The following is a 25,880-nucleotide window of genomic DNA, read 5'->3' as shown; positions in this document are numbered from 1 at the left end:
AATAATGTTGATCTTAAAATATATGTCTATGAAATAGAAAGAATTTGTGTTGTAAAAAAAGAGGGTCGGACAATACTCCCAATATTGCCCGACCGGAAATGATTTTAATTATTCCATTTTTAGTAACCAAAATCAGTACGAAAGTATGAAAAAGAAAACGACTTTTGGTCGGATGAAGAGAGTTTTTACATCTCTTTATCTATTAATTAGTGTTTTTTTATTGACGGAGGGTGCTTTGGTCCCTCTACATGCCGCTGATACTCGCGGAAGTAACAAACAAGCTGTAGCAACAACTCAGACGCTGAAAGAGTTGTTTAGTTACATTGAGAAGAACAGCAATCTTGTCATTCTTTATTCCAAGGGACTTTTATCCGAATTGGATAAAAAAGTTTCCATTAATATGAATGGAAAGAAAGCCGAGGAAATCTTGAAGGAATTGGCAGATGCAGCCAATCTGGAGATTAAAATTAGTGATCGTCAGGTGACGGTGATGAAGAAAGCTCCGATTGTGCAACAAGGCAACAACATCAAGGTGACCGGACAGGTTTTCGATGACATGGGTGAAACAGTTCCTGGCGCTAACGTGACCGTTAAAGGTAACACTTCTATCGGAACGGTAACCGACCTGGATGGTAATTTTACCTTGGAAGTTCCTAAAGGTACAACCTTGGTGGTTTCTTTTATCGGATATGCCAATTATGAGTATGTCGTACAGAACTCCGACAAGGTGACCATTAAACTGTCGGCCGATTCAGAAGCACTGGATGAAGTAGTTGTAGTAGGTTACGGTATACAGCGTAAGAGCTCTATTACAGGTTCTATTTCTTCCATCAAGGCAGAAAAACTCAAAGACGTCACTACTCCGAGTGTAGCCAATATGCTGCAGGGTAAAGTGGCCGGTGCTGTTGTCGCTCCTACTTCCGGTCGTCCGGGTGAAGGTGTAAGCATCCGTGTACGTGGTATCGGTTCTATCCGTGGTAATGTGGAGCCTTTGTGGGTAATCGACGGTGTGGTTGGTGCCTCTTCTGCCGACCTGAACCCGAATGATATCGAAACCATTTCTATCCTGAAGGACGGTTCTGCTACGGCTTTGTACGGTTCTCGTGGTGCCAATGGTGTTATCCAGGTAACTACCAAGCGTGCTACGACTGGTACCTCTCAGATTGATTTGTCTGCCAAGTTTGGTGTGTCGCAGTTGCAGAAAGGTAACTTGGAAATGATGTCGGGTGCCGAGTATTATGATTATGTATATACAGCTTATAAGAATGCTGGCACATTGGATTCGCAAGGTTGGCTGCAACCCTATTTGCGCGATCGTAACTTCGACTGGTGGGACCTGGCTACTCAGAATGCTTTGACGCAAAACTATAACATCGGCTATCGTTATGGCAATGACAAAATCAAGTCGTATGTGTCCGGTGACTACTATACGGAAGAAGGTACCATCAAGGGATTTGATTACGACCGCTTCACGTTCCGTTCGAATACGGATTATATTGTGAACGACCGCTTGACCTTGAAGGCCAAAGTGGCTGCAAGTTATAAGGAAACATTCAGCCAGGAATATTCATTGGCGCACACCAGCTATACTCCGTGGGATACTCCGTGGGATTCGCAAGGTAATCTGAAGGATGGTAGTCAGGGTGTACCGACTGCAGATGCTGCTCCTACCGCCAACCCGGATGACTACTGGTATTCCGATGGTGGTTCAAACTTCTTGTATGATCGTCATCTGAATTGGGGAAAAAGCCGCAGTAATGGAATCGACTTGGGTGTCGGTTTTGATTTCAAGATCATTGACGGATTGACTTTTGAATCGAATAATCGTATCGGTTTCAATAATAGTTATTCCAGCTCTTATGTAGATCCCAATAGCCGTTCTGGTGCAGGTACGGATGGATCTTATTATGATGGTGAGTCCAATACACGTTCCATCTATACCAGCCAGTTGCTGCGTTTCTTGAAGACTTTTGGTGAAAAGCATGAAATCAATGCTTATTTGGGTTATGACTACGATGAATACCGCTATTGGGATTTGGCTGCCACAGCTTATAAGATTTTCTCGGGTGCCGAGATTATCAATGCGGGTGCTGAGGATCCTACAGCCAGTGGTACCAAATCGGAATCGAAAAATGCCGCTATCTATCTGAATGTCAACTATTCGTTCGACAGCAAGTATCTCATTCAAGGTATGATTCGTCGTGACGGTTCTTCAAAGTTCGGTAGCGACAAACGTTGGGCTACCTTCTGGTCGGTGGGTGCCGGTTGGAATATGCACAAGGAAGAATTTATCAGCCAGTTTGAGTGGATCAATGAATTGAAGCCCCGTGTTTCTTACGGTATCAGCGGTAACCAACCGGGTGGCGCTTACGAATGGGCTACCATCTTCGGTTACACTTCTCAGTATGCCAATGAAATCGCATTCTTGTCCAACTATCAGGGAAATCCTGATTTGTCTTGGGAGGAAACGGCCAACTTCGACGCCGGTATTGATATCCGCCTGTTCGACCGTGTAAACATTACATTCGACTATTACTTGAAGAAGGTGAAGAACCTGATTTATCTGCGTCACTTGTCCGCCGTAACAGGCTTTAACCGCCAGACGGCCAACAACGGTAAGATGGAAAACTCGGGTGTGGAACTGACCATTACGCCTGAAATCCTCCGTACCAAGGATTGGTACTGGGACATCAGCTTCAATATGGGATATAACCGTAACGAAGTGACCTATTTGCCAGATGGAAATGACCTTACGATGCAGGCGGTAGCTATGGGCTATCCTTATATGAACTGGTATATGAAGGAATGGGCCGGTGTAGACACTATGACTGGTACTCCGTTGTGGTTCAAGGTGGATCCAGAAACAGGTGAAAAGACAGTGACGGGCAATTACAATGAGGCTACTAATGTATTACTGGATGCTTCTCCGACGCCGAAAGTGAACGGTGGTCTGAGTACGAACCTGAGTTGGAAAGGCTTGTCGCTGAATGCCAACTTTACGTTCAGTGCCGGTGCCAAGATATACAACGGTATGCGTGCCGGTGCGCTCGATCGTGACGCCGAACGTCCTTCACAGCCGGCTATGAAGCTGGCTGACGGTTGGAGCCGTTGGGAGAAACCGGGTGACATTGCTACGCATCCGCAGTTGATAGCCGGTGGTAATAACGGCGCTTCCAATACTTCTACCCGCTATCTGGAGAATGGTGACTATTTCAAGCTGAAATCGTTGACCCTCTCCTACAGCTTCCCCAAGAAATGGTTGGATCCGTTGAAGATTAAAGGTGCCAACTTGAGTGTAGGTGGAGAAAATCTGTTCACCATTACCAAGTTCTCCGGTCAGGATCCCGAAATTCTGCTTTCTTCTTCCTACAACGGAAGTGCCAGCGGTTTTGGCTATCCTACCGTAAGACGTTTCACCGTAGGATTGAATGTTAACTTCTAAGTAATGATAACCAATAAGATAGAAACTATGAAACTGAAATATACATTAGGTGCCCTGGCTGTTGTCTCTTCATTGGCAAGTTGCAGCTTGGACGTAAATATGTACGAAGGCGTGACGGGTGAAGACGTTACGGCTCGTAATATTGTGGAATTGTCGCAAGGCAGTTACAGCATGTTGAAATACGATGGCGGTTTGATTGATTATGGCTATTACTTTTGGGCTTACGGAGGCGATGACCTTTCTTGGGGTGGTACGTCTACCGATACCAAATTTGATATTTATGATTATAGTCGCAATATTACCAGTTCTGTTACTGAGTATGCTTGGGAGTTGGGTTACCGTACCATCGGTAACTGTAATAAGGTAATCGAAATGGGAGCCGAATTGGGTGAAAATCTGACAGCAGAAGAGAAGGTTATTGTGGGCGAGAACTATTATCTCCGTGCCTTGTGCTATTTCCTGTTGGTAAATGAGTTTGCACAACCTTATTCCAACAATCCGACTCAGAACCCGGGACTTCCTTTGAAGCTGAACAGTGATCCCGATGATTTGCCCCAAAGCCGTTCTACAGTGGCCGAGATTTACGATCAGGTGGTAAAAGACTTACAAGATGCCATCACTTATATGACATTGCCGGCTGGTCTGTCTCCCAAAAACAGTTGTTATGCCACGAAGGAGGCTGCCGAAGCTTTGCTGGCCAGGGTATATCTCTATATGGAAAATTGGGAAGGTGCCTGGGAAATGGCAAATAATGTCATTTCTTCTGGTCGTTTCGAATTGTTGCGTGGCGAAGAATATGCCATCTATTCTCAGCATGTTCCCGAAGAAAATTCGGAAACCATTTTTGCCGTACGCCGTACCAAATTGAAAGATGATGGAGGCTATGGTAAGATGGGAGGTTTGTATATTCATGTTGATAATAGTGGTTGGGAAGAAATGTACGCATCGTCTCCTTATCTGGAGTTGTTGGAACTTTATTTGGATGATAAGGGTTATCCGCAGGATTTGCGTAGCAATTTTATTACCAAGCGATATGTAGAAGATGGTACTAATACCGATATTTATCCGATTACAGGTAATCCTGTAAAGAATTATCAGGATTGGACGTTTGCCTATACCGCCAAACAAGGCAATACCGCCAATTACGAATATCGTCAGATTTCTGTTGAAAAACAGGCCGATGGAACGTATGCCATGAGTGCTGCAGATGCCGCGTCGTTCCGAAGTGCTACCATTCAGTCTGAACCTTATAACTTGGGTACCCGTTATTACGTGGTGGCATCGGATGGTACAAAATATATTGGTCGCATTGAACCGCGAGTATATGATGCTAGAACTCTTCGTCAAAAGGAATCTATTTTTTTAGTGTATGCTATTAATAAGTGTTCTTATCAGGAACAATATTATCATTTGTGGTCACCGATAATTTCTCGTTTAGCAGAGATGTATCTGATACGTGCTGAGGCCAATTTGGAAAAGGGAGGCGATACGCAGGCTACATTGGATGACGTGAATGTGCTCCGTGAGAGAGCTGGTATTCCTGAGTGGACATTGGACAACATAAAGACAGCTGAGAACGGTCAGCCGAAGGATATTCACAAGATCATTGAAGAAGAACGTATGTTGGAGTTTGCTTGGGAAGGTCATCGTCGTTTCGACGTGTTCCGTTGGCGTCAGACGTTGGATCGCAAATATCCAGGCGGACATACGTTGAGACAGGGTGACCGCTATCTGGAGATTCCTTACAATTCTCCGTCGGTATGCGAATATATTCCGCAGGCTCAATATGATGCTTATCCTTATAAACTGGAACAAAATCCCTGATTTTGAAGGATTGTCATGAATATCTACCCGTTTCCTCTATTAAGGGAGGAGCGGGTAGATTCAAAGAAGTCTTTATAACATCATTAAAATAACAGAATTTGTAAAATGAAAAAAATATCATATTTATTATTGTTGCTTTTGGCATTTGTTTATGCCGGATGTGCTGATACGGAGCAGCCTTATGTGGGTTATGTCGTGATTGAACGTGCTGTAGTAGAGGCAGAAGCCAGTTCAACTACTACCATAACTGCTGACACGGATATTGACTCACCCATTGAAATCAAATCGATTGATTTTGGCGAGGGGGTGGACGAATGGTGTACCATTACAACTAAAGGAAAAGAAATTACAGTAACTACTACACAGGCCAATACGAGTTCGAACTATCGTACGGCGACTGTCAATGTGAAATGTGGTTATTGGTTGAAGTCATTCCAAGTGCTGCAGAAATATGCAGGACAGGAATACCTGCAATATGACTGGACTCGCTGGACAGCCACAGGTAACAGTGTCGAGAGCAGTGATGGTGGGGGTTATGCTAGTTTGTTCAGTGAAGATCGTACAACTTATTGGCATAGCCAGTATAATGGTGATGCTCCTTCTTTACCTTATTGGATTGTAGTGGACATGCAGGAAGAATTGGAGATTGCTAAGTTCGATATCGGTAGAAGATATTATGCCGGAAATGGCAACAATTACGGTTCAGTAAAGACTTTAAAGCTGTATGCTAGTACGGATAATGAAACCTTTACTGAGGTTGGAGGCTTTACTTTTACTTTCCCTTGGACCGCTCCTGATGGTACGGTGGTTGAAGGTCCTAATAGTCCGTTGATTCCAGCTTATGAGGAGATTGTTCCAGCTGAACCTGTAAAGGCGCGTTACATGAAAATAGAAATTACTGAAACGAACACAAGTAACAACGCTTGTCAGATAGCTTATTTCAAGGCATACGAAAAAATTTAAAGCCATAATTTCTTCTACCTTTTTAAAATCTAAGTATCTTTGCAGAGGATGTCCGATAGGTTCAGACATCCTCTTTTTATAAATCTAACTGAATCTAAAGATCATGAATAAACAGAAGGGGCTGTACTTATTGTTAGGACTATTGTTAACCTCTGTTGTCTGCGCTCAGGAAATTAGAGTGTATGATGTGGCCGATTTTGGCATGAAGGCCAACAGCTCGAAAAATATTTCTGCTACCTGGCAGAGCCTGCTGAAAAAAATCAATGCCGAATATGAGGAGGGTGACAGTATTGTGATCCGTTTTCATCCAGGTACCTATCATTTTCATGAGAAAGGGGCGGCTATAAGGGTGTACTATATATCTAATCACGATCAGGACAATCCGAAAAAGGTTGGTCTTCCTTTGGAAGGGATGAAGCATCTGACATTGGATGGCGGTGGAGCTTCATTTGTCTTTCATGGTAGAATGTTGCCGATTTCTCTAGTGCATTCAGAGAATTGTGTTTTAAAGAATTTCAGTATTGATTTTGCAAATCCACATATCGCACAAGTGGAGATTGTGAAGAACGATCAGGAACAAGGGATTACTTTCCGTCCAGCTCCTTGGGTGAAATATCGTATAGCTAAAGATAGTGTCTTTGAAGCTTATGGCGATGGATGGACAGTAAGACATAGTTGGGGAATTCCTTTTGAAAAGGATACAAGACGGATTGTCTACAATGCTGGTGATCGTGGATGCAATACCAAGGGAGCTTCTTTGACATCAGATGGATGTGTGTTGGCACCGAACTGGAAAGACAGTAAACTGGTACCGGGAACGATATTTGTGATGCGTGGATGGGGACGTCCCACTCCGGGTATTTTCCTTTCGCACAATCTTAATACCCGTCTGGAAAATATACAGGTACATTATGCAGAAGGAATGGGCCTGTTGGCCCAAGTATGTGAAAATGTAACGCTCGAGAAATTCCGTGTGTGCCTAAAAGGGGAGGAGGATCCTCGCTATTTTACGACTCAAGCGGATGCTACCCACTTTTCGGGTTGCAAGGGAAAGATCATTTCATGTAACGGGTTGTACGAGGGGATGATGGATAATGCGATAAATGTGCACGGCACTTACTTGAAAGTAATCGACCGTAAGGATGAGTACACCTTGGTGGGGCGTTATATGCATGACCAGTCTTGGGGTTTTGAATGGGGACGTACAGGTGACGAAGTACAGTTTATCCGTTCAACGACCATGGAATTGATCGGTACCAAAAATAAAATTACGGCTATCACCCCTTATGATAAGGACTGTATAGAAGGAGCTCGCGAATTTCTGATAAGTTTTGAGAAGCCTGTAGAGGCCTGTATTGATGAAAAGGGAAGCTTTGGTATTGAGAATTTGACTTGGTCTCCAGAAGTCTTGTTTTCGGGTAATCTTATTCGCAACAATCGGGCGCGTGGTGCTTTGTTCAGTACGCCTCGCGAGACAATTGTCGAAAACAATACATTTGATCATACATCAGGAACAGCCATTTTGCTTTGTGGGGATTGTAACGGATGGTTTGAGACAGGGGCTTGTCGCAATGTTCAGATACGGAACAATCATTTTATCAATGCGTTGACCAGTATGTATCAGTTTACCAATGCTGTGATTTCTATCTATCCGGAGATTCCTGAACTGGAGAAGCAACAAGCTTATTTTCATGGAGGGAAAGAGGGAGGCATTGTGATAGAAAACAATGTATTCGATACGTTTGATGCCCCAATCCTCTATGTAAAATCCGTAGATGGTCTTGTCTTTCGGAACAATACGATAAAAACAAATACGGAATATCCTCCTTTTCATTTTAACAGAAATCGCTTTTGGTTGGAAAAGGTGAATCGTGTATCCATTTCAGAATAAAATAAAATGTGAGTAACTTCTAACTTAAATTATAAAACTCGTATAGCATGAGAAACTTTTATGGTAATCTTGAGCGTTGGAAAGCGATGCCTTTAGCATTGGCTTTACTATTATTATCTCCTCAGCAGGAAGCTCAAGCTGTGTGTAATGAAAAAAACGGTGTCGAGGCTACACAACAGGCTGCGATATAAATTGTCGGAGCTGTCCAAATCAATCCGACTACGGTAGAAATTCTCTTTTCAAACAATCAGCGCATGACGCTCGATTTTTATGGGGAGAATATTTTCAGAATGTTTCAGGACAATGCGGGAGGTGTCATTCGTGATCCCCAAGCTGAGCCGGAAGCAAAATTTTGGTGGGCCAGCCACGTAAATCTATTGTAGGATTGGATTTACAAGATGAGTCTGGACAATTGTCGGTGGCTACGGAGAGAATCAAGATCGTGTTTGATAAGAATACGACATTGATGAAGGTAGTCAATTGGGAAAACGGAAAGGTTGTGATTGAAGAAGTGGAGCCTATCGTGTTCGAAAAGGATATGGTTACATTGAAACTGAAAGAGCAACCTGATGAATATTTCTATGGCGGAGGTGTACAGAATGGACGTTTCTCCCATAAATGGCGATCTATTGCCATTGAAAATCAGAATAGTTGGACGGATGGTGGTGTGGCGTCCCCAAATCCTTTTTATTGGTCGACAAACGGTTATGGCATCATGTGGCATACGTTTAAAAAAGGAGTTTATGATTTCGGACGTGAAGTAGCTGGAGTTGTCAAGTTGTCTCATCAAACAGATTATTTGGATCTCTTCGTGATGGTCAATGAGGGGGCTGTACCTTTGTTGAATGATTTTTATCAACTGACAGGAAATCCTGTACTGATACCGAAATTTGGTTTCTATCAGGGCCATCTGAATGCTTACAATCGTGACTACTGGAAAGAAGATGAGAATGGCATCTTGTTTGAAGACGGGAAGCGTTATAAGGAAAGTCAAAAAGACAATGGCGGTATCAAGGAGTCATTGAATGGCGAAAAGAACAATTATCAGTTCTCGGCTCGTGCGGTGATTGATCGATATAAGAATCATGATATGCCTTTGGGCTGGTTGCTTCCCTAATGACGGATATGGTGCCGGTTATGGACAGACAGGTACGCTGGACGGTAATATTCAGAACTTGAAGAGCCTGACAGACTATGCCCACAAGAATGGAGTGGAGATAGGCCTTTGGACTCAGTCGGACTTGCATCCGAAAGAAGGGGTTGAGGCGTTGCTTCAACGTGATATTGTTAAAGAAGTGAGAGATGCAGGTGTGCGCGTGCTGAAGACGGATGTCGCTTGGGTAGGTGCCGGTTATTCATTCGGATTGAACGGTATTACGGATGTGGCACAAATCATGCCTTATTATGGCAATAATGCACGTCCTTTCATCATCAGCTTGGATGGTTGGGCTGGTACTCAACGTTATGCAGGGTTATGGTCGGGTGACCAGACTGGTGGTAACTGGGAGTACATCCGTTTTCACATCCCAACCTATATTGGTTCAGGCCTTTCGGGTAATCCTAATATTTCTTCAGATATGGACGGTATTTTCGGTGGAAAGAACTTGGTAGTAAATACCCGTGATTTCCAGTGGAAAACCTTTACTCCTATGCAGCTGAACATGGACGGCTGGGGAGCAAATGAAAAATATCCGCATGCTTTGGGTGAGCCTGCCACTTCTATCAATCGTTGGTACCTGAAGTTAAAGTCGGAATTGATGCCCTATACTTATAGTATAGCACGGGAATCAGTAGATGGCTTGCCTATGATTCGTGCGATGTTCCTTGAATATCCTAATGCCTATACATGGGGTAAGTCTACCCAATACCAATATCTGTATGGCCCTTATTTCTTGGTTGCTCCGATTTATCAAGCTACGAAGGCTGATGGACAGGGTAATGATGTTCGTAATGGAATTTATTTGCCAGAAGGTGAGTGGGTTGACTATTTCTCTGGTGATGTCTATCAGGGTGGCTGTATCATTAATAACTTTGCTTCACCGCTTTGGAAGTTTCCTGTGTTTGTGAAGAAAGGAGCTATTATCCCAATGGCAAATCCGAACAACAATGTGCATGAGATAGATCAGCATCTGCGTATCTATGAATTGTATCCTTATGGCTATTCGTCGTTTACAGAGTACGATGACGATGGCGTGTCGGAAGAATATCGTGCGGGTAAATTTACGACTACGTTGATTGAATTGGATGTGAATGAAAAGGGTGAGTTACAGGTTACAATCCATCCTGCGCAGGGTGATTTCAAAGGCTTGGTAAAGGAGAAGGCCACTGAATTCCGAATCAATGTCACTGAGAAGCCGAAGAAGATTGTAGCCAATGTTGGTAAAAACAAGATTAAGCTCACTGAAGTTACTTCATTGGAAGCATTCAAGGCGGGCGAGAATGTGTATTTCTACAATCAGTCTCCTAATTTGAACCAGTTTGCGACGCCAGGCAGTGATTTTGCCAAAGAGGTGATAACAAAGAACCCTCAATTGCTGGTGAAACTGGCTGCTTCGGACATTACGGCCGCTACTACTACTTTGACGGTGAAAGGTTTTGCCTTTGCTCCTGCTGACAAGTATCGCATTTCGACAGGAACATTGCTTGCTCCTCAGCCACAGATTTCTGATGAAAACACCGAAGCTTATACGTTGAAACCCACATGGGCGAAAGTTGAAAATGCTGATTTCTATGAAATAGAGTTCGATGGTATGCTTTATACTACCATTCGCGAAACCGAACTGCTGTTTGAAGGTCTGAAGGCAGAAACCGCTTATTCTTTCAAAGTACGTGCTGTAAATAAGGAGGGTGTATCTGATTGGGCAGAATGCAGTGCTACCACGAAACAGAACCCGTTGGAATTTGCGATTACAGGTATGATGGGTGAAACCTCTGTACCTAATCAGGGGAATTCGATTCGAAAACTGTTTGATTTTGAAGAAGGTGAGATTTGGCATACGAAGTACAATGAAAAAGCTGTACCGTTCGATTTGATTATTGATTTGCGTTCTATCAATCAGATAGAAAAACTTCATTATCTGCCTCGTGACAATGCCGGCAACGGAACGTTGTTGAAAGGAACGATCTACTATAGCATGGATAAGGAGAACTGGACAGAAGCAGGTGCTTTTGATTGGAAGCGTGACAATGAGACGAAGATTTTCAACTTCGGACAGAAACCGACAGTTCGTTACATCAAGATGAGTGTGACAGAGGCTGTAGGCGACTACGGTTCTGGACGCGAGATCTATGTGTTTAAGGTGCCAGGCACAGAAAGCTATCTGCCGGGCGACATCAACAATGATAAAAAGATTGACGAGAACGACCTGACTTCGTATACCAATTACACAGGTTTGAGAAGAGGTGATTCCGATTTCGAAGGATATATCAGTCGTGGCGACTTGAATGTAAACGGCCTGATCGATGCTTATGATATCTCTGCAGTGGCTACCCGCTTGGAAGGTGGTGCACATGCTCGGAATGTGGAAAAAGTAGAAGGCAATATTACGCTGACCACAGCTAAGCGCTCATATACGAAGGGCGAGACGGTTGAAATCCAGGTAAAAGGTATAGGACTGAAGGCTGTCAATGCTTTGAGTTTTGCTCTTCCTTACAATCCTGCCGATTACGAATTTGTAGGAATTGAGGCAGGTGCCGTCAAGGATATGCATAATATGACGAACGACCGTCTTCATACCAGTGGTGAGAAAGCATTGTATCCGACCTTTGTCAATCTCGGTAATCGTGAGACGCTGGAAGGCGATTGTGACCTGTTTGTCATTAAACTGAAGGCCAATCGAAATGTGAAGTTCGACCTGCAGGCAAAAGATGGTTTCTTGGTAAATAAACGAATGGAGGTCAGAAAGTTCTGAAAAAGAGAGGCATCTTCTTGTTTGATCGACAAGTAATGCCTATCTTTGCAACATGTGAATAAAGGAAGGGGTGTACACATGTAAAATGGCGTACCCTCTCTCCTCTTGAAATAGATACAACATTTTTATTCTTTAACTTTTAAATTAAAACCATTTATGAAAAAAATTGGAACATTACTGTTGGCCATGTGCCTTGCATTGGGCGCATGCTCTACACAGTCGACCTCTACCGTTCAGACGAACGATAAGGGTACGCAGTGGGAATGGAAGAATGGAACTATCGTAGTGAAAACACCTGAGCGTCCTGCCGGACAGCAAAGCGTATTGGGACTGACTACTCCGAAAATGGAGGTGGTACGTGTAGGTTTTGTCGGCTTGGGTATGCGTGGCCCGGGTGCTGTCGCTCGTTTTACTTATATCCCTGGTACTCAGATTGTAGCTCTTTGTGATTATGAGCAAAAGCGTGCTGAGGCTTGCCAGCAGATTCTGAAGAAGGCTTCTTTGCCGAAGGCTGCCATTTATTCAGGTGCCAATGGCTATGAAGAGCTCTGCAAACGTGATGATATTGACTTGGTTTACATTGCCGCTGACTGGTTGCACCACTTTCCCATCGCCAAGTGTGCGTTGGAGAACGGCAAGAACGTCGCTATTGAAGTACCTTCTGCCATGAACTTGAAGGAATGCTGGGAGTTGATAGATCTGAGTGAAAAAAATCGTAAGCACTGTATGATTCTGGAGAACTGCTGCTATGACTGGTTTGAAATGAACACCCTGAACATGGCTCAGAATGGTGTGTTCGGCGAAGTGATCCGTGCACAAGGTGCTTATATCCATAACTTGAGCGAATTCTGGGATTACTATTGGAAGAACGGCGAAGGCGACAAGCTGGGCTGGCGTCTGGACTACAACATGCGTCATCGTGGCGACGTATACGCTACTCACGGCCTTGGTCCTGTTGCACAGGCGCTTGATATCCACCGTGGTGACCGTATGACTACGCTGGTAGCTATGGATACCAAATCTGTTATCGGTAAGGCATTGGTTGAAGAAAGAACAGACTCTACCTGCAACAACTTCCGTAACGGCGACCACACTACGACGTTGATCCGCACTGCCAATGGTAAAGTGATTGAAATCCAGCACAACGTGATGACTCCTCAGCCTTACAACCGTCTGTATCAGCTGACTGGTACTAAAGGCTTTGCCAATAAATATCCTGTAGAAGGTTATGCTCTCGATGCAGCTCAGCTGAGTGCTTCTGGTGTACAGCCTAAGGTTGATGACCTGAGCGCACATGGTTTCATGTCTGACGCTGACATGAAGGCACTGGTAGAGAAATATCAGCACCCCATCCTGAAGAAATATGGTGAGATGGCTAAGGAAGTAGGTGGTCACGGTGGTATGGACTTCATCATGGACAGCCGTCTGGTATACTGCTTGCAGAATGGTCTGCCTTTGGATATGGACGTATATGACCTGGCTGAATGGTGCTGTCTGGCCGAGCTGGGCGAATTGTCTATGGACAATGGTTGTGCTGCTGTTGAATTCCCCGACTTCACTCGTGGCGAATGGAATGTAGTGAAAGGTTACAAGCACGCTTATGCAAGCCCCGAAGATGAGGCTGCCAGCATGGAGAAGGCTAAAGCTTTCACTGCCAAGCTGAAAGAACAAGGTGCCAAAGAATGGGCAGAAGAAGGTAAATAAAACATAGTTTTCCATATAGGAAAGCAATGGAATCTTTATCCCATTCCATCTTTTTATAGTATAAAGCCGGCTTAGTCCGGCTTTTTTACTATCTTTGCCTATGCTGACCAAATTAAGATCTGAAATGAAAAAGACGTTGTTATGGGCCTGCTTTCTGATAGGATGTGCAAGTGTGCAGGCGCAAGATCCCCTTATTGAACCTGAAGAAGGACGGACGTTGCTCGAACGTTTCACCAAAGGTGGGAAATCCATTTCATCCAGTAGTATGAATTTACAATTCTATACGTCTGCTGCAGCCAATTTCATAGATGGCTCGTTGGACGAGGCTGCATTTAAAATCAATGGAGTCCGTTTGGAGTTATTGGGAGATTTTGGTAAAAATTTCGCTTATCATTTCAGGCAATCGTTCAATAAGTACAGCAATCCTCGTGCGGTGGACAACCTGTCTTCCTCTGTAGAGTGCGCTTACGTAGACTGGCGGATGAATCCTCATTTTATGTTGACGGTAGGAAAGCAGGCTATTCAGCTGAGTGGTTATGAATATTGGGTGAATGCAATTCGGGTGCGTGAATTCAGTGATTTCAATAACTATATTGATTGTTATCAGGCAGGTCTAAATGGAGCCATCATCTTTTCGCCTACGCAACGGTTGAATTTACAGGTGCTGAATAATTCGGCTGCTAAGGGAGAGGAGTCTTTTATCTATGGACTTCCCGAAGGGGTGAACAAGGTAAAAGTTCCTGTACTTTCTACTCTCAACTGGGATGGTTATTTCTTCGACAGAGGATTAAATTTGCGTTATTCCGCTTCGTGGGGAGAGTTGGCCGACAAACGTGACATTCTTTATCTGACCGCTGGTAATGTGTGGGAGAAAGGCCCTATTGTGGCATATGCGGATTTTATGTATTCACGTGAGGGTATTGATACGAAAGGGCTGATCAGTGAGCTGTCTGCTACTTTGGCTGATGGAGGTGTGACGGCGCAGCATGTCCATTACTTTACGACTATTCTTAATTTCGATTATCGGGTACATAAACATTGGAATGTGTATGCAAAAGGTGCTTACGAATTAGGGGGCGTGTATAAAGCAAATGGCCCTTATGAGAAAGGCCTTTATCGTCGCACATGGAATGCACAACTGTGCGCAGAGTACTTTCCGATGGACAATAGTGAATTGCGTATCTACCTGCACCTGTTGTATAAAGATCATGGGCTGACGTCGCGTGCTCGTGCGTTGGGAGCCGATGACTATACGTCGCAGCGCATTTCGTTGGGTTTGGTTTATACCATTCCTGTTTTCTAAGGCTTTCTGATTTGTCCGTTGCCTTCGATAATCCACTTGTAAGTAGTAATTTCTTCCAAAGCCATCGGGCCACGTGCATGTAGTTTTTGAGTGCTGATGCCTATTTCTGCGCCTAAGCCGAATTGGGCTCCGTCAGTAAATGAAGTCGGGGCATTGACGTAGACACAGGCTGCATCTACTTTGCGGCAGAACAAGGCTGCATTCGTCGGATTTTCTGTCACGATGCATTCGCTATGTTTGGAACTGTAGTGTTGGATATGATTCAACGCTCCCTCTATTGAACTACAGGTTTTAATGGACATTTTGTAATCCAGAAATTCGGTGCCAAAGTCTTGATCTGTGGCCATTTTGAGTAATTCTTGTGGATAGTTCCCTTGCAGTGCGGCATAAGCAGGGGCGTCAGCACAGATGATGACGTGGCTGTTGGCCAGTGGCGCACAAAGTTGGGGCAGATCGTGGAGGCGTTTGGCGTGGACAATCAGGCAATCCAAGGCATTGCATACACTGACGCGGCGTGTTTTGGCATTGTTGATAATGGCTGTTCCCTTTTGCAAGTCACCTTCTTTATCGAAGTAAGTGTGGCAGATGCCTGCACCTGTCTCAATAACAGGGATTGTAGCATTCTGGCGGACGAATTGGATGAGATTGCTGCTACCGCGGGGGATTAGCAAGTCTACATATTGATTAGCATGGAGCAGTTCGGCGGTTGCTTCATGGGTGGCGGGGAGGAGTTCGACAATGTGTGGATTGAGTTGAAAATGTTTCAGCACCTGGTGGATGACGTGGATGATAGCACGGTTCGAACAGTCGGCATCGCTTCCTCCCTTTAGGATGCAGGCATTACCACTCTTCAGGCAGAGTGAGAAAACATCGAAGCTGACGTTGGGGCGTGCTTCGTAGATGATGCCTATGACGCCAAAAGGAACGCTGACTCGCCGAATGCGCAACCCGTTGGGCAGTGTGTTTTCTTTCAGCGTACGACCTAACGGAGAGGGCAGGGTGGCAACGTTGCGGATGTCGGAGGCAATGCTTTGAAGGCGCTCTTTCGTGAGCTTCAGGCGATCATATTTGGGATTGGCCGGATTCATACGATCCAAGTCTTTAAGATTTTCAGACAGAATGAAATCTGTCTGTTCGATGGCGGCATCGGCTACGGCATGCAGGATCTTGTTGATATCTTTGTCGGTCAGTTCCAATAATTGTAGGCTGGCCTCTTGTACTGCTTCAAATGTATGGATCAGGTTCATTGTTGTTTTTTTGTGGTTATTCGATGTATAGATAATCGTAATGGATGATGGGTTTCTCGCCGTGTTTGCCCATGACTTCACGGGCTTGGTCTGAGCTGCAATTGGCTTTTCCGACCCCAATTGGCTTTCCTTCTGCATTGATGATGCGGACGATATCGTCTTTCTCGAACTCACCTTTGACGTCTGTGATACCTACCGGTAGGATACTGGCAGCTTTGTCGGCAACTATAATTTCGGTGGCTCGTGGGTTGATGTGTAGCTCTCCTTTGGCGAATCCTTCGCTATGTGCAATCCATTTCTTGATGCTGGAGACGGGTTGCGGTGCTGGCACGAAGCGAGTGCAGAGCGTGTCTTCAGGTTTTTCTATCAAGTCAGTCAAGATATTGTCACGTTTGCCGTTGGCGATGATGACCGTAATCCCTTCGTCGGCAACCTTACGGGCTATACGAGTTTTGGTCAGCATTCCTCCACGTCCAAAGCTCGATTTAGAGGCTTGGATGTAGGAGGTCAAGTCACAGTTTTGTTCGATTTTGCGGATGACTTTTGAGGTGGGATCGGATGGTAGCCCATTATAGATGCCGTCAATGTTGCTAAGTATGATGAGAGCTTGTGCGTCCATCATGGTGGCTATCAAGCCTGAGAGTTCATCGTTGTCAGTAAACATCAGTTCAGTGACGGAAATGGTGTCGTTTTCGTTGACGATGGGAAGAACGCCATTGTCCAGCATCACGTTCATGCAATTCTTCTGGTTAAGGTAGTGGCGTCGTGTGCCGAAACTTTCTTTCATGGTAAGCACTTGTCCCACAGTGATACCATATTCGCGGAACAGTTCATAGTAGCGGTTGATGAGCTTTACTTGCCCGATGGCAGAAAATAGTTGGCGTTGGTCTACACTGTCCAGCTTTTTGATAGGTGAAAGTTCGCTTCGACCTGAAGCTACAGCTCCCGAAGAGATAAGGACTATCTTGATGCCAGCCTTGTGTAGGGCCGCAATTTGATCGACCAACGCAGACATGCGGGTAACGTCCAATGTCCCGTCGGCACGAGTAAGTACGTTGCTGCCAATTTTGACAGCAATTCGGTTCAATGTTTGTTTCATATTTGTGGTTCGGTCGTTTGTCTTTGTCTTAGCCATTTTGCTCCCTGTCGCGTTCACGCATCACTTGCATGGCTGCTTCATAGTCTTCTTCGTTCACCAGTACGGCTACGTCTATGGCCGTTTCGGGGAGGGCTATGTTGACTGCGATACCGTCTTTAGTGGCAGATTTCACTCCGTTTGCTTCCAGTAATCCTTTTACCAACTCGGCTTCCCATAAGGAACCTTTGAATACTTCAATGAGTTTGCTTTTGTCTTCCGCTTTCATAACTTCCCGATTTAAAAGGTTTGGGTTTACAAAAATAACAAATTCATTTTTCAAAAGCTTATAATGTGTCGGATTATTTATGGATTACGTTGTATTCTTATGGCTAAACATCTACTTTAGCGTTGTAAAGTGCCTCGTTAGAAGTCTAAAGTGCCACTTTACGACGCTAATCATTAAGGTCCAGATGACTGACTTGGATTGATTCATTGAGGAAAGTCGAGGCAGAGTCGGCAAATTTCTCTTCGGCTTCCGTAGTAAAGTAAGTACAAGTTCCGCCACGCGTGCATCGCGCATCCATTTCGGGATGACGTTTGAGGTAATCTTGTAAACTTCTGGCTACTAATTCGCCTTGTGATACGATGTGGATACCTTCTGGTACATATTGTTTTATTTTGGGTAGAAGCAGAGGGTAATGAGTGCATCCCAAGATGATTGTGTCAATCTGATTATCCTTAGCAAGCAGCTCGTCGATGTATTTCTTCACGAAATAGTCGGCGCCTGGTGCTTGGGCTTCGTTATATTCAACGAGGGGAACCCACATTGGACACGCTTGTCCTGTTACCTTGATTTCAGGGAAAAGTTTATGTACTTCCATGATATACGATTCCGATTTGATTGTGCCGGAAGTGGCCAAAATACCGACATGTTTGCTCTGGGTGATACTATCGATACATTCTACGGTAGGGCGGATAACGCCCAATACACGTCGGTCAGGATCGATTTGAGGGAGATTGTTGATTTGTATGCTACGTAAAGCTTTGGCTGAAGCAGTGTTGCAAGCCAGTATGACCAGGTGGCAACCCAACTCAAAGAGTCGTGTTACAGCCTGTAAAGTGAATTCGTATACGATTTCGAAGGAGCGTGTTCCATAAGGGGTCCGGGCGTTGTCGCCCAGGTAGATGAAATCATTATGCGGGAGTATTTCTTTGAATTTGCTCAGGATGGTCAGTCCGCCATAGCCAGAGTCGAAAACGCCGATAGGGCCTGGTTGGGATGGTAATGTATGTTTCATGTGTCATTTTGAATAATCTATTCACAAACTTACTGATTTTATTCGAATATCAAGGCTGTTGCCGGAGGCTATTTCTTGTATATGCAAAAAAATCCCGAAATACATGGGATGCATTTCGGGATCGCTTGATTTATAATTTGTGATTATTTTATTCCGAGTTGGGTTTTTACCTTGGCGGTCAGGTCGATGCTTCCTGTACCGATGTAAGCAACCGGTGTACGTGCGATATCGAAGATATAAACAACACCTTCTGCCTTACCTACAGCCTGAACAGCATCGTCCAGTTTCTTATAGATAGGTACCATAGCTTCTTGCTGAGCCTTTTCCATTGCCTGATAGGCTTCCTGCTGGAATTGTTGCTGGCGTTGTGCCATGTCCTGTACTTCCTTTGAACGTCTTTCCAGAATGTTCTTAGGTAGAGAATCTTGCTGTTGGAGCAGTTCCTGATACTTTCTGTTGAATTCTTCTTCCGAACGTTGCATTTCTTCACGATATTGTTTTGACAATGCATCCAAGTCGGCCTGTGCTTTAGTGAATTCAGGCATCACGGTGATGATTTCCTGCGAATTCATGTGGCCGAATTTGGCTTGTGCCATCGCTCCCAAGGGGAGGATGAACATAACTGCGATGAGTGCGATTTTTTTAAGCATAATGTTTATTTTTAAATTGATTATTTCTTCTTTTAGTGACTTTCGTGCAAATGTATTGATTTTAATTGGAATATCCTAACCTTGCCAATACTTCGTTGCTGATATCGATATCAGGAGAGGCGAATATAATGCTGGAAGCCGATGCACGATCGGTTACAACTGCATATCCTCGTTGGGTTGCGATTTCTTTGACGGCGTTGTAAATTTGATCTTGAATCGGACCTATCAAAGCTTCACGTTTCTTATAAAGTTCGCCTTCTGGGCCAAAATATTTGCGGCGGAGCTCGGCTAAAGATTTTTCTTTTTCTACGATCTCATTCTCTTTTTGGGTGCGTTGTGCTTCTGTCATGCTCTTGGCAGTAGCCTGGTAACTCTCATATAGATTTTTAGCTTCCTGCCCTGCTTTTTCTATTTCTGCCTGCCATTGTTTGCTGGCTTGTTCCAGTTGTTGGTTGGCACTTTCGTAAGCAGGGATATTCTCAAGGATATATTCCATGTCAATCAATGCAAACTTCTGCGCATGGGTTGCCACACTGAAGATGGTCAGTAGTAACAGGGTAAAAACACTCTTCTTCATAACTTATCGGTTTTGGTGAAACTAATGTTAGAATTCTTGTCCCAGAATGAAGTGGAACTGGCTTCCGCCATACGAACTTGATCCACGTACTTTGTCGAAACCATAAGCCCAGTCGATACCCATCATACCTACCATCGGGAGGAAGATGCGGACACCGACACCTGCCGAACGTTTCAGTTCGAAGGGGTTAAAGTCGTTTACCTCCTGCCAAGCATTACCGGCCTCGACAAAAGTCAGGGCATAAATGCTGGTACTGGTTTCGAGCATCAGCGGGTAGCGCAATTCAAGGCCAAGGCGGGTGTAGGCATAACCTTCGCTGCCGTAAGAGGCCAATGAACCGTTTTCGTAACCACGCAGAGCTATTGTTTCGGTTGCGTAATAGGAATAGCCGGTCATACCGTCACCACCCACTTCGAAAGTACCGAACGGTGACTTTTTATATTTATTGTAATGACCCAGCAAACCGAACTCAACACGCCCCATGAGGACAGGTGTACGTTTCACGTTGTAGGGGTCCATCAACGGAATGTATACTTTTGATTTGAATTTCCACTTGTGGTATTCTACCCATTTGTGCATCTTGTTGATATCATCCTGGTTGTTCAGGTTGTATTTGCTGTAGTCTACTCCGTCGAACAGAGAATAAGGCGGTGTAAACTGTACAGAGAGCGAGAACTCGGATCCTTGGCGCGGATAAATCGGGTTGTCGATAGAGCTGCGCGAAAGGGTCAGGTTTATACTCAAGTCGTTGCACTTTCCATTGGTTACAGGGAAGTATTGCCACTCTTTCAAAACATAGCGTTGATAAGAGAGCTCTGCGGTGAACTGGAAGTAGTCATCAGGCCACTTCAGACGCTTACCAAACATGACGGCCAAACCATACATCTGAACTGATTTGTCGGGGTCATAATAGTTCTCGTAGTTAGTATAGTTGCCATAGTTGTAGAGGCCATAACCGTACATACCACTATAAAGACTGTTATAGTAGCTATTATAATAAGCATCGTTATAGTAACGGCTGCTGATATCCGTCTGGCGAGAATAGAAGGCTGACACTGAGAAAGCATTCGGACGCTTGCCGCCGAACCAAGGATCGTAGAATGATACACTATACGACTGGTAGTATTTAGCATTGGTTTGGCCGCTGATGGTCAGTGTCTGTCCGTCACCTTGTGGCAGGATGCCTCGATAGTTCTCGCCCGGGTGCAACAAGTTTGCCAATGAGAAGTTGGTAAACTTCAGACTCAATTTACCGATGACACCTGTCTGTCCCCAACCTGCTGAAAATTCGACCTGGTCGTTAGCTTTGGAAACAAGCGGATAGCCGATATCCACCGTACCGTCTTCGGGGCGTGGTTTAATGTCCGGTTGGAGTTGTTCGGGGTCGAAGTGTCCCATCTGCTGGATTTCACGAAGCGAACGCATCAATTCTTCACGGCTGAAAAGGTCGCCCGGGCGGGTACGAAGTTCGCGACGTACAATGTTCTCGTAGACGCGGTCGTTACCACTGATGATGATCTTGTTGATGGTTGCCTGGCGTCCTTCGTAAATACGCATTTCAAGGTCGATGGAGTCACCTACGATGTTTACTTCTACAGGATCAAGGCTGTAGAACAGGTAACCGTTGTTGTAGTACAAGTTTCCGATAGCATCTTCATCGGTCGATGTACGTTCTTCAAGTAACTTCTGGTTGTAGACGTCGCCTTTCTTCATGCGAAGCAAGTAGTCCAGCTGCTCAGATGGATAAAGCGTGTTACCTACCCATGTCACGTTACGCAGATAGTATTTCTGTCCTTCTTCAATTTGCAGATAAACGTTTACGGTCTTTTCATCGTAGGGTGTCACACTATCGGCCACAATCATGGCATCGCGATAACCCAGTTCGTTATACTTGTCGATGATGAGTTGCTTGTCTGCCTCATAATTCTCTTCTACGAATTTCTTAGTGCGGAACAGGTTCAACAGTTTACCTTTTTCGTTGGTTTTCTTCATCACACGCTTCAGCTTCTTGGCGGTGATGGCTTTGTTTCCTTCGATCGTAATCTGATGTACCTTTACTTTTTCTTTTTTGTCGATTTCGATGTCGACAATCACTTGGTTTTCGTTGTTTTTATCATCTTTTTGGTTGATGATGACTTCTGCATTTTTGAAACCTTTGTCGTCGAAATAACGTTCTATCAATGTTTTAGCACGGTCTATCTGATTGGGAGTAATCTGATTTCCCTTAATCATTCCGATCTTGGTTTCCAAATCTTCACGTTCAGACTTCTTGACGCCATGGAAATGGATTTCCGATACACGCGGACGCATCACCACGTGGATGGTGAGCCATGCCTTGTCGCCTTCCACCTTGTCGAATGTGATAGAAACATCGGAGAAAAGTCCGTGACGCCAATAGCGTTTACAGGCTTGGGTGATTTCATCGCCAGGAATGGTGATCAGCTGTCCTTTTGAGAGGCCGGACAGGTTGATGATGACATAATCTTCATAATTTTCGGCGCCTTCCACTTTGATGTCTGCTATTTCATATTTTTTCGGGGTGCCATAGAGCACAACGGGTTTTTCAGACTGATTGTCTTGTGCAAATGCCGTCGGCAGGCAGCTAATGAGGAGAAAGGCTGTTACGAGTATGGAGAAGATACGATAATGCATTATTTCACTGATTACAGATTACTATTCTATTTCTTTATTTATGGTTTCAACTGATTTGCTCACTGGTTTTACCAAACCTTCTTTCACGTTTCTGGTAGTCACAAATGGCACGGCAGAATTCTTCTTCGTGGAAGTCGGGCCAATAGGTGTCGCAGAAGTAAAGTTCCGAATAGGCACATTGCCATAACAGGTAATTGCTTAATCGGATTTCGCCTCCCGTCCGTATCAGCAAGTCGGGATCGGGCATGAAATTGGTAGCCAGATGCCGGCTGATGGTACGGTCGTCTATCTGCTCTGGAGACAGAATCCCATTTTTTACCTCTTCGGCTATTTGACGTGTTGCTTCGGTTAGCTCCCAACGTGAGGAATAACTCAAGGCCAGAACGAGACACATGCCCGTATTGGCTGAGGTATGTTCGATACAACTGTTCAAACGGGTTTGTACATTGGCAGGCAGTTTGGCGATATCACCTATCACGCGGAAACTGATGTTGTTCTTCATGAACGTTTCTTCCTCAATGGAGTCAAACAGCAGTCCCATCAGTGCACTGATTTCTGTTTCAGGACGGTTCCAATTTTCAGTGGAGAAAGTGTAGAGGGTCAAATATTTGACACCCATCCTTGCTGCTTCTTCGGCAATGATGTGCACAGTCTCTGCACCGGCTTGGTGACCAAAACTGCGTTCGTGTCCGCGTTGTTTGGCCCATCGTCCGTTTCCATCCATGATGATGGCTACGTGCTGTGGCACCCGATTAAGGTCGATTTGTTCTTTATATGACATCTTTATATCTATAAAGCGGTATTAGTATTTCTTTAATTTGTTGAGGCAACCACGCCATACTTCATTGGTGGTACCTCCCCATATGATCCAGATGAAATTGTTCTTGTCTACTGTGATTGTGTATGAGGTACCTTTCGAAGCAAATTCTGCGGGGAATACGACTTTTTCTTCCTGTTTCTCCCATGCGATGCCACCTGTTGCCGATTTATAAAAGGCTTCCAGTTTGCCTCCCATAATGTAGAGTGCATCGTCGTAATAGATGATGCTGGGATTGGTCAGGGCTGGACAATGGGAAGTGGTAGTGGTGCTCAGGTCCACCCAGCCATAACCACTCATGGAAGACCAGGGTACGGTTTGCTCATTGTCATCTTGCGATACGTTGCCTACCAGGAATACCTTGTTCAGACCGTTTGATGTAGTCAAGGTGCAGGCTGAATAGTTGGCGGTTGGGAAACCTTCGGGTACTTCGTCTTGCTGAACCCATGTGGTGCCGTCGGTAATACAGAAGTAGTTCTTACCGTCGGTTTCGTTCTTCATAATAGCACTCAGTTGGGTAGGAGTACCGCTGATTTCATTGGCGGGGAATGCTGTCAGCAGACTTACGATATGCCCGCTCAAAGATTCCTGCTTTTGCCAGTTGATGCCGTCTGTTGAAGAGTAGACGGAGCCGTCTTCTGTATTGACCCAAAGTCCTTCTTGGAAATTGGTAAGCGTACTGAGTATTGCATTGGTTGGCAGGTTGGGTGTAATGCCTTGCCAACTGTATTCACTGGGGACGATGGATGTCTTGTAGCCGGCGTTGGGGGCATTGTAGACAAACAATTCGTCGTTCAATACAATCGATTTCAGACCTTGTGCCGTTGTTGCGATAGCAGGCGCAGAAGTCATTTTATGCCATACCAGCGAATCGGGATCTTCCTTGTGGACATTGATAATCAGTCTGTAGAGGCGGCTTGTGATGCCATCTGCGGCTACCACCTTGAATTGCAATCCGCTTGCCGAGTTCATGGCGGGAAGCAGGTTCTGGTAGTTGTCTGCATTGAACAGCGTGTCAGGCGTACCCGACATGATGATGCCACTTGTTGTCGTAAATGTCGTGATTTTGATACTGTCTATAAGGGTATCCGCACTCATGGGAAGGGAGTCGCGGTTATAGATGAGTCGCTGGATTTGGTCTATTTCGAATTTGTAGTTTACGCCATAAATCGTGTCAAGCTCGAATGCGTGAACGGTAGCATCGGTGCTATATTCATAGTTGTTGTCTGAGTTCAGGCACGAACTGATGACGATAGATACAGTGAGAAAACTTATGATAATGGATAAAAACTTCAGTCTCATTTGTTGTTATATTGTTTATTCAAGCTGCAAAAATAGGAACATTTTTTTCTATAAATACCTTTGTGGGGAAGTTTTATATAAAATTATAGATAATATGAGCCTTTTTGTCGATTAAATGGCTCAATTTGCAGGCGTTAGAAGCCTTGCCGGGCAGGGTCGTCTGTTTTCATCAGAAGCTTTTCCTGTGTGAAGTAATGACGGTATCCTCGTCCGAAATGGCATTCCCTGCGGTAGATGTCCTGCGGGGATAGCAAGGGGGCTTTTACGCCTTCGCCCAATATCATGGGGGCTTCTTCTACTATGATTTCGTCCCATAAGCCTGCGTCGATAAACGACTGGAGAAGTCGGCTTCCTCCTTCGACCAAAAGAGATTGTAGCTGGCGTTCGTACAGATCTTTCAATATTTCGGACAAGTTTTCTTCTGTGTATACCAGTGTGGGTTGGGAGCCGTCGAACAAGTTAAGATCTTGGGGCAACCGATGGTGGCGGTCGATGGTGATACGCACGGGGGCAGGGCCATACCAGTGGCGCACGTTGAGTCGGGGGTTATCGAGCCGTGCGGTGTCGGTGCCTACGAGGATGGCAGCATGTTCCGTTCTCAGTTTGTGAACCAACATGCTGGTCAGTGGGCTGGAGAGCACGGTCGGGTTACCTTCCGTTCTTAGTCGGTCGATAAAGCCGTCGGCCGATTCTGCCCATTTCAGGGTGATGTAGGGACGCTTGCGGGTGTGGAAGGTGATGAAGCGGCGGATCAGTTGTCGGCATTCTTCTTCGAGTACTCCCACAACCACCTCGCGGCCGGCGTCGCGTAGCTTCTGTATGCCCCTTCCTGCCACTTTCGCAAAGGGATCTTGACATCCGATGACGATGCGTGGTATCTGTTTTTCTATGATCAGGTCGGCGCAGGGGGGCGTCTTGCCATAATGGGCGCAAGGCTCCAGGCTGACGTATATCGTCGATTCCTTTAACAGGGCAGGGGCTTTGACGGAGCGAATGGCGTTCACTTCGGCGTGTGCCTGCCCGCAACGCACATGATATCCTTCTCCGATGATGCGGCCGTTGTGTACGATGACTGCTCCTACCATCGGGTTAGGGGCTGTGTTGCAGAGTCCGTTGCGTGCCAGTTGGATGCAGCGGCGCATGTATTTTTCGTCTTCCATATATTTCTTTGTTTAGGGATAATGTGTACTTTTGCAGCTTAGTTCTAAAAGACTTTCTTAT

16 protein-coding genes and 1 pseudogene are annotated in these 25,880 nt (G+C 45.1%); 7 read left to right on the top strand and 10 right to left on the bottom strand.

Going from position 1 to position 25,880, the window contains the following annotated elements; genetic code table 11:
- The first annotated feature begins 400 nt into the window (after positions 1-400).
- From HF894_RS05920 to HF894_RS05885, 7 genes and pseudogenes are all read left to right on the top strand, one after another.
- On the top strand, positions 401-3,442 hold the full coding sequence (locus HF894_RS05920; RefSeq protein WP_246593144.1) for a SusC/RagA family TonB-linked outer membrane protein: 3,042 nt from the start codon (positions 401-403) through the stop codon (positions 3,440-3,442).
- Positions 3,443-3,469: 27 nt separating this feature from the next.
- Positions 3,470-5,266: a RagB/SusD family nutrient uptake outer membrane protein gene (locus HF894_RS05915; protein WP_021848296.1), complete on the top strand. Its 1,797-nt coding sequence runs from the start codon at positions 3,470-3,472 to the stop codon at positions 5,264-5,266.
- 105 nt (positions 5,267-5,371) lie between these two features.
- Positions 5,372-6,229: a discoidin domain-containing protein gene (locus HF894_RS05910; RefSeq protein WP_204971417.1), complete on the top strand. Its 858-nt coding sequence runs from the start codon at positions 5,372-5,374 to the stop codon at positions 6,227-6,229.
- A 103-nt stretch (positions 6,230-6,332) separates the two neighbouring features.
- Entirely contained in the window at positions 6,333-8,120 is a 1,788-nt protein-coding gene (locus HF894_RS05905) for a right-handed parallel beta-helix repeat-containing protein (protein WP_204971416.1), read from the top strand.
- A 47-nt stretch (positions 8,121-8,167) separates the two neighbouring features.
- Positions 8,168-12,031, top strand: a pseudogene (locus tag HF894_RS05895) (TIM-barrel domain-containing protein).
- A gap of 156 nt (positions 12,032-12,187) precedes the next feature.
- Entirely contained in the window at positions 12,188-13,735 is a 1,548-nt protein-coding gene (locus tag HF894_RS05890; RefSeq protein WP_075318447.1) for a Gfo/Idh/MocA family protein, read from the top strand.
- A gap of 124 nt (positions 13,736-13,859) precedes the next feature.
- On the top strand, positions 13,860-15,038 hold the full coding sequence (locus HF894_RS05885; RefSeq protein ID WP_021848290.1) for a porin: 1,179 nt from the start codon (positions 13,860-13,862) through the stop codon (positions 15,036-15,038).
- Here HF894_RS05885 and HF894_RS05880 read toward each other — a convergent pair.
- From HF894_RS05880 to ribD, 10 genes are all read right to left on the bottom strand, one after another.
- The gene (locus HF894_RS05880; RefSeq protein WP_204971415.1) at positions 15,035-16,285 is read right to left on the bottom strand and encodes a glutamate-5-semialdehyde dehydrogenase; all 1,251 of its coding nucleotides are present in this window, start codon (positions 16,283-16,285) and stop codon (positions 15,035-15,037) included. The genes HF894_RS05885 and HF894_RS05880 overlap by 4 nt on opposite strands.
- A gap of 16 nt (positions 16,286-16,301) precedes the next feature.
- Positions 16,302-17,384, bottom strand: a complete 1,083-nt coding sequence (gene proB / locus HF894_RS05875; RefSeq protein WP_204971414.1) for a glutamate 5-kinase — start codon at positions 17,382-17,384, stop codon at positions 16,302-16,304.
- A 28-nt stretch (positions 17,385-17,412) separates the two neighbouring features.
- Positions 17,413-17,649: a DUF2007-related protein gene (locus tag HF894_RS05870; protein WP_021848287.1), complete on the bottom strand. Its 237-nt coding sequence runs from the start codon at positions 17,647-17,649 to the stop codon at positions 17,413-17,415.
- 166 nt (positions 17,650-17,815) lie between these two features.
- On the bottom strand, positions 17,816-18,661 hold the full coding sequence (gene murI / locus HF894_RS05865; protein WP_204971413.1) for a glutamate racemase: 846 nt from the start codon (positions 18,659-18,661) through the stop codon (positions 17,816-17,818).
- Positions 18,662-18,804: 143 nt separating this feature from the next.
- A complete protein-coding gene (locus HF894_RS05860; protein ID WP_021848284.1) occupies positions 18,805-19,311 on the bottom strand; it encodes an OmpH family outer membrane protein in 507 nt (168 codons plus the stop codon).
- Between the two features lie 61 nt (positions 19,312-19,372).
- A complete protein-coding gene (locus HF894_RS05855; protein ID WP_021848283.1) occupies positions 19,373-19,888 on the bottom strand; it encodes an OmpH family outer membrane protein in 516 nt (171 codons plus the stop codon).
- Between the two features lie 27 nt (positions 19,889-19,915).
- On the bottom strand, positions 19,916-22,540 hold the full coding sequence (gene bamA, locus HF894_RS05850) for an outer membrane protein assembly factor BamA (RefSeq protein WP_021848282.1): 2,625 nt from the start codon (positions 22,538-22,540) through the stop codon (positions 19,916-19,918).
- A 46-nt stretch (positions 22,541-22,586) separates the two neighbouring features.
- A complete protein-coding gene (locus HF894_RS05845; RefSeq protein ID WP_075318452.1) occupies positions 22,587-23,321 on the bottom strand; it encodes an isoprenyl transferase in 735 nt (244 codons plus the stop codon).
- A gap of 21 nt (positions 23,322-23,342) precedes the next feature.
- Positions 23,343-24,659 carry a DUF6242 domain-containing protein gene (locus HF894_RS05840; RefSeq protein ID WP_204971412.1) on the bottom strand — a complete coding sequence of 439 codons (1,317 nt, stop codon included), beginning with the start codon at positions 24,657-24,659 and terminating at the stop codon, positions 23,343-23,345.
- Between the two features lie 134 nt (positions 24,660-24,793).
- A complete protein-coding gene (gene ribD, locus HF894_RS05835) occupies positions 24,794-25,819 on the bottom strand; it encodes a bifunctional diaminohydroxyphosphoribosylaminopyrimidine deaminase/5-amino-6-(5-phosphoribosylamino)uracil reductase RibD (protein WP_204971411.1) in 1,026 nt (341 codons plus the stop codon).
- Positions 25,820-25,880 lie beyond the last annotated feature (61 nt).

Origin of the sequence: Caecibacteroides pullorum (assembly GCF_019239235.1) — a bacterium.
GTDB lineage: Bacteria > Bacteroidota > Bacteroidia > Bacteroidales > Bacteroidaceae > Bacteroides > Bacteroides pullorum.
The sequence above is the reverse complement of the archived record's forward strand: the minus strand, read 5'-3'. Positions and strand labels throughout refer to the sequence as shown.